This is a genomic window from Skermanella sp. (genome assembly GCF_059503625.1).
In genome coordinates this window covers 1-6,002 of record NZ_JCACHA010001032.1, presented here as the reverse complement: position 1 = coordinate 6,002, position 6,002 = coordinate 1, and the positions used below count along the sequence as shown (strand labels likewise).

The 6,002-nt window shown below is 68.3% G+C and carries 5 protein-coding genes; 3 read left to right on the top strand and 2 right to left on the bottom strand.

Annotated features, from left to right (window positions below):
* Together AC5JJ6_RS37585 and AC5JJ6_RS37580 are read left to right on the top strand one after the other, a co-directional pair.
* Nucleotides 1–1,538: methyl-accepting chemotaxis protein (locus AC5JJ6_RS37585; protein WP_496046933.1), on the top strand; the 1,538-nt coding region annotated here is incomplete at its 5' end.
* A gap of 79 nt (nt 1,539–1,617) precedes the next feature.
* Complete coding sequence (locus AC5JJ6_RS37580) at nt 1,618–3,261, top strand: acyl-CoA synthetase (RefSeq protein WP_496046932.1); 1,644 nt, start codon at nt 1,618–1,620, stop codon at nt 3,259–3,261.
* A 19-nt stretch (nt 3,262–3,280) separates the two neighbouring features.
* On the opposite strand, the gene AC5JJ6_RS37575 is transcribed toward AC5JJ6_RS37580, so the two are convergent.
* Both AC5JJ6_RS37575 and AC5JJ6_RS37570 read right to left on the bottom strand, forming a co-directional pair.
* The gene (locus AC5JJ6_RS37575) at nt 3,281–4,315 is read right to left on the bottom strand and encodes an aldo/keto reductase (protein WP_496046931.1); all 1,035 of its coding nucleotides are present in this window, start codon (nt 4,313–4,315) and stop codon (nt 3,281–3,283) included.
* Nucleotides 4,316–4,341: 26 nt separating this feature from the next.
* Nucleotides 4,342–5,517, bottom strand: a complete 1,176-nt coding sequence (locus AC5JJ6_RS37570; RefSeq protein ID WP_496046930.1) for an MFS transporter — start codon at nt 5,515–5,517, stop codon at nt 4,342–4,344.
* Between the two features lie 105 nt (nt 5,518–5,622).
* On the opposite strand from AC5JJ6_RS37570, the gene AC5JJ6_RS37565 reads away from it, so the two are divergent.
* Nucleotides 5,623–6,002: LysR family transcriptional regulator (locus tag AC5JJ6_RS37565; protein WP_496046929.1), on the top strand; the 380-nt coding region annotated here is incomplete at its 3' end.

Here is a 6,002-nt window from a genome sequence, read left to right as displayed (position 1 = left end):
TCGCCACCATGTCCGTGCCGATCATGATCGGCGGCAAGTTCCAGGGCGTCGCGGGCGCCGACTACGACCTGAAGTTCGTTCAGGAACTTGCCAAGTCCGTCAGTTCGTCGATCTTCGACGGCAAGAGCACGGTCGCAATCGTCAGCAACATGGGCCTGATCGTCGCACACAGCGCCAAGCCCGAGCTGATCGGACAGTCCTTCTCCAGCATCGATGAGAGCTGGCGCGCGGATCTGGGCCAGATCCAGGCCGGAAAGGCATCGGTAGCGCTGGAGTCCGACGGCAAGATCCTCAAGACCTTCTCCCCGATCCAGCTCGGCCGGACGGGCAAGCCCTGGTCGGTGCTGATCGAAGTGCCGCAGGAGGTCGTCCTCGCCGATGCCACGAAGCTCGGCAACGAGCTGAACGAACGTGGCGACAGCAGCATGATGTGGCAGATCCTGGTCGGCATCGTCGTTGCCGGCGGCGCCATCGCGCTGATGTGGGTGGTCGCCGGCGGCATCGCGCGCCCGATCCGGGCCAGCGCCCGCTTCGCCGAGGGCATTGCTGCTGGCGATTTCAACCAGGAACTCGATATCCGGAACAAGGACGAGATCGGTGCCCTTGCAGCGGCGCTGAAGAAGATGATGGACGACCTCAAGCGGATGATCGCCCAGCGCGCCGAGGATCAGGAACGCGCGGAGGCCGAGCGCAAGCGCTCCATGCTGCATCTGGCAGACGAGCTGGAAAAGGCGGTCGGATCGGTGGTCGAGGGCGTGGATGGCGCCGCGTCGCGGATGGGCGACACGGCCCGGACGATGAACGTCACGGCGGACCAGACCAGCCGGCAGGCCGGCACGGTTGCCGCCGCGTCCGAGCAGGCCAACGCCAACGTCCAGACCGTCGCTGCCGCGACCGAGGAACTGGCGGCGTCGATCCGGGAAATCGGTTCCCAGGTCACCCATTCGACCGAGATCGCGAAACAGGCCGTATCGGCCGCCGATCAGGCCAATGTCCAGGTGCTCGGGCTGACCAGCGCCGCCGAGAAGATCGGAACCGTCGTCGACATGATCTTCAGCATTGCCAGCCAGACCAACCTTCTGGCGCTCAATGCGACGATCGAGGCGGCGCGGGCCGGTGAGGCCGGCAAGGGGTTCGCCGTCGTGGCTTCCGAAGTCAAGCACCTCGCCACCCAGACGGCGAAGGCGACCGACGACATCTCGGCGCAGGTCGCCGACATGCGGCGGGTCGCGGACGAGACCGCTACCGGCATCAAGGGCATCGGCGGCGTCATCGGCCAGATCAGCGAGATCGCGACGGCGATTGCCGCCGCCGTCGAGGAGCAGAGCGTCGCGACCGGCGAGATAGCGCAGAACGTCCAGCAGGCCGCCGTCGGGACCACCAGCGTCACGAACACCATCGCGGATGTCAGCTCCGCCGCGCTGGAGACCGGACGCGCCGCCGGGCAGGTGCTGGCCGTTTCCGGCGAGTTGTCGGAGGAAGCGTCCCGCCTGCGGGCTGTCGTCGACGGCTTCCTGTCCAAGATCCGGGCTGCCTGACAGGCGGCCGGATTTCGGGGATAAGAACGTGCGTTCGTATTCAGGCGCGTGTACCTTGCTGGGAAAATGGAGGAAACCCATGCTGACGCGCCACGACGACTACGCGGAGCTTGCCCGAAGCTTCGTCTGGGACGTTCCGCACCGCTACAACATCGGCGTCGATGTCTGCGACAGGCATGCCGGCGATCCGGCCCGCGTCGCGCTGATCGTGGAGGAGGAGGACGGCACCGTCCGCCGCTTCACCTTCGCGGAGATGCGGCGTCTGACCAACCGGCTCTGCAACGTGCTGACGACGCACGGGCTCCGGCGCGGCGACCGGCTGGCGGTGCTGCTGCCGCAATCGCCGGAGACGGCGATCGGGCATGTCGCGGGCTTCAAGGCCGGGTTGGTCACGATCCCGCTGTTCGCCCTGTTCGGGGAGGAAGCGCTGGAATACCGGCTGGGCGACAGCGGTGCCCGCGTGCTGGTGACCGATGCCGCCGGGTATGCCAAAGTCGCGCCGTTGCGCGGCCACCTGCCGGGGCTGGAACTGGTGCTCTGCATCGACGGAGCACCCGAGGGTACCGTGAACTTCCACGAAGCGCTGGCGGAGGCTTCGGACGAGTTCACTCCCGCCGATACCGGGCCGGACGATCCGGCGGTCATCATCTACACCTCCGGCACCACGGGCAATCCGAAGGGGGCGCTCCATGGACACCGGGTGCTGCTGGGGCATCTGCCCGGCGTTGAGCTGCCGCACGAGTTCTTCCCGCAGCCGGGCGACCTGTTCTGGACTCCGGCGGACTGGGCGTGGATCGGCGGGCTGTTCGACGTGCTGATGCCGGCCTGGCATCATGGCGTGCCGGTGCTGGCCCATCGGTTCCGCAAGTTCGACCCGCACGAGGCGGTCGAGCTGATGAAGCGCCACGGCGTCCGCAATGTCTTCCTGCCGCCGACCGCGATCAAGCTGATGCGGCGGGCAGGCGTGACGGGGGAGGGGCTGAAGCTCCGCACCGTCGCCAGCGGCGGCGAGACGCTGGGGTCGGAACTGCTGGAGTGGGGCCGGTCCGTGTTCGGCGTCACGATCAACGAGTTCTACGGCCAGACGGAATGCAACCTCGTCGTCGGCAACGCCGCGGCGCATCTGGGCTTCCGCGCCGGATCGATGGGGCGGGCGATCCCCGGCCACAGGGTCGAGGTGATCGACGGGCGCGGAGAGGTGGCGCCGGCCGGCACGGTCGGGGCCATCGCGATCCACCGCCCCGACCCGGTCATGTTCCTGGGCTACTGGAACCGCGAGGAAGCGACGCGCGAGAAGTTCACCGGCGACTGGCTGGTGACCGGCGACCTGGGGCGCAAGGACGAGGACGGCTTCTTCTGGTATGTCGGGCGCGACGACGACGTCATCACCAGCGGCGGCTACCGGATCGGACCGGCGGAAGTCGAGGAATGCCTGATCCGGCATCCCGCCGTCGCGATGGCGGCGGTGATCGGCGTGCCGGACCCGATCCGGACGGAGATCGTCAAGGCCTGCGTCGTGCTGCGCGCCGGGGTGGAGCCGTCGGACGATCTGGCCCGCGAGATTCAGGAGTTCGTCAAGGTCAGGCTGGCGGCGCACGAGTACCCGCGAGAGGTGGCGTTCGTCGCCGAACTGCCGATGACCGTGACCGGCAAGGTGATGCGCCGCGTCCTGCGGACCCAGGCGGCCGAGGAAGCGGCGGCCGCGCAGGCGAAACCCGCGTGACCGCCGCTTCGGGTTCGGTTCAGACGGCGGGCGGGTTGAGCTGCGCGAAACCGGCCTGACGGCGATAGGGCCAATACGGATAGGCGGCGGTGGTGGCGCTGGCCGCGTCCAGTTTCGCCACCTGCTCGGGCGTCAGCGACCAGCCGACGGCGCCCAGGTTCTGGCGCAGCTGCTCCTCGTTGCGGGCGCCGATGATGACGCTGGATACGGTCGGGCGGCGCAGCAGCCAGTTGATGGCGATCTGCGGGATCGTCTTGCCGGTTTCCTCCGCGATCCCATCCAGCGCGTCGATCACCCGGAACAGCAATTCGTCGTCCACCGGCGGGCCGAACTCCGCCGTTTCGTGCAGCCGGCTGACATCCGGCAAGGGCTGGCCCCTGCGCACCTTGCCGGTCAGCCGGCCCCAGCCCAGCGGACTCCAGACGACGGCGCCGACGCCCTGGTCGAGACCGAGCGGCATCAGCTCCCACTCGTAGTCGCGGCCGATCAGCGAATAATAGGCCTGGTTGGCGACGTAGCGGGGCAAGCCGTGGCGGTCGGCGATGCCCAGCGACTTCATGATCTGCCAGCCGGAGAAGTTGGAGACGCCGACGTAGCGGACCTTGCCGGACCGGACGAGGGTGTCGAGCGTCGCCAGCACTTCCTCGACCGGGGTGTGTGCGTCGAAGGCGTGAAGCTGGAGCAGGTCGATGTAGTCGGTCCCCAGCCGCTTCAAACCCGCTTCCACCGCAGTTATCAGGCGGCTGCGCGACGTTCCGGCGTCGAACGGGCCGTCGCCCATCGGCAGGCCGGTCTTGGTCGACAGGATCAGCTTGTCGCGCCGGCCCTTGACCGCTTCGCCCAGCACTTCCTCCGAAGCGCCGCCGGAATAGACATCCGCCGTGTCGACCATGTTGACGCCGGCATCCAGGCAGATGTCGATCAGCCGCTGCGCGCCGGCGACATCGGTGTCTCCCCAGGCGCTGAACAGCGGGCCGCGCCCGCCAAACGTGCCGGTCCCGAAGCTGAGCGCCGGGACCTTGAGACCGGATGAGCCGAGTTGTCTGTATTCCATGATCGGTTTTCCTCTGTTCTAGAAGTTCAGGCGGTGCGGAGTGCCGGGGCCGGGCGGCGGCGGTCGAGGCGGACGCTCCAGAGTGCTGCGGCAAGGCCGGTCAGGGTGATCAGCGCCGCGACCCAGGTCAGGGCGGACAGGCCCGGCCCATGGTCGATCACGAGGCCGCCGGTCCAGGCGCCCAGCGCATTGCCCAGGTTGAAGGCAGCGATGTTGAGGCTGGAGGCGAGGCTCTGGCCGGCTCCGCCCGCCTTCTCCAGCACCCGCAACTGGAGCGGAGCGACGGTGGCGAAGGCGGCGGCGCCGAACAGGCCGATGGCGGTCACCGCGGGGATCTTTGCTTCCAGCGCCGGCGTCATCAGGATCAGGACGGCGGCGAGGGTGGCCAGGCTGCCGATCAGCGCCGGCACCAGACGCTTGTCGGCGATCCTGCCGCCAAGGATGTTGCCGGCGGCCATGCCGGCGCCGAACACCAGCAGGATTGGCGATACCGCCGCGTCGGAAAAGCCGGTGATCTGGGTCAGGATCGGCTGGATATAGGTGAAGACGGCGAAGACCCCGGCATAGCCCAGCACGGTCATCAGCAGGCCAAGCAGGACCTGCGGACGGGCGAGGACCGCCAGTTCGTCGCGGAGCGGCGGCGCCTGGGTGCGTTCCCGCGTGCCGGGCACGAAGACGGCGAGGACGATGGTGGCTACGACGCCGATGGCGGCGACCGCCCAGAACGTGGACCGCCAGCCGTAGTCGAGGCCCAGCCACGCGCCGAACGGCACGCCGAGCAGCGTGGCCGCCGTCAGGCCGGTGAACATCATGGCGATGGCGGATGCCCGCCGGTCGGGGCCGACCAGACCGGTGGCGACCACCGAACCGACGCCGAAGAACGTCCCGTGGGCAAGCGAGGTGACGACGCGGGCCGCCATCAGCGCTTCATAGTTCGGCGCCATGGCGCAGGCGATGTTGCCGGCCGTGAAGATGACCAGCAAGGCAACCAGCACCGTCTTGCGCGGCAGGCTGCGGGTGGCGAGGGTGAGGAGAGGGGCGCCGACGAAGACGCCGAGTGCATAGCCGGAAATCAGCAGGCCGGCGGCGGGGACCGAGACGCCGAGATCGGCGGAGACCTGCAACAGCAGGCCCATGATGACGAATTCCGTCGTGCCGATGCCGAAGGCTCCGGCGGCGAGGGCGTAGACCGCGATGGGCATGGGATGAGACCCTGGGTTGATGACTTGTCTGGCCCAGGAGATGGCGAGCAGCCCATCGATGAATTAGATTGCCGCAGAGCACATCACTTGTGAGATGAATTCATCATGTCGAGACTGGACACGAACCGCTCGGGCGAGATGGAGGTGTTCGCGCGTGTCGTGGAGCTTTCCGGTTTCTCCGCCGCTGCCCGGTCGCTCCGGATGACGCCGTCGGCGGTCAGCAAGCTGGTGGCGCGGCTGGAGGAACGGCTGGGGACGCGCCTGATAAACCGCTCGACCCGAAAGCTGCAACTGACGCCGGAGGGGCTGGCTTTCTACGGCCGCTGCGTCCGTGTGCTGGCCGATATCGACGAAGCGGAGCGGGAGGCGGCTGCCGGGACCGAACCGCGCGGGCGGGTGCGGGTGAATTCCAACGTGCCGTTCGGGCTGCATCACCTGCTGCCGCTGGTGCCGGGTTTCCTGGAGCGCCATCCCGAGGTGACGCT

Coding starts and splice junctions, on each gene's coding strand:
- AC5JJ6_RS37580 (WP_496046932.1), top strand. CDS start 1,618: ATGCTGACGCGCCACGACGACTACGCGGAGCTTGCCCGAAGCTTCGTC.
- AC5JJ6_RS37575 (WP_496046931.1), bottom strand. CDS start 4,315: ATGGAATACAGACAACTCGGCTCATCCGGTCTCAAGGTCCCGGCGCTC.
- AC5JJ6_RS37570 (WP_496046930.1), bottom strand. CDS start 5,517: ATGCCCATCGCGGTCTACGCCCTCGCCGCCGGAGCCTTCGGCATCGGC.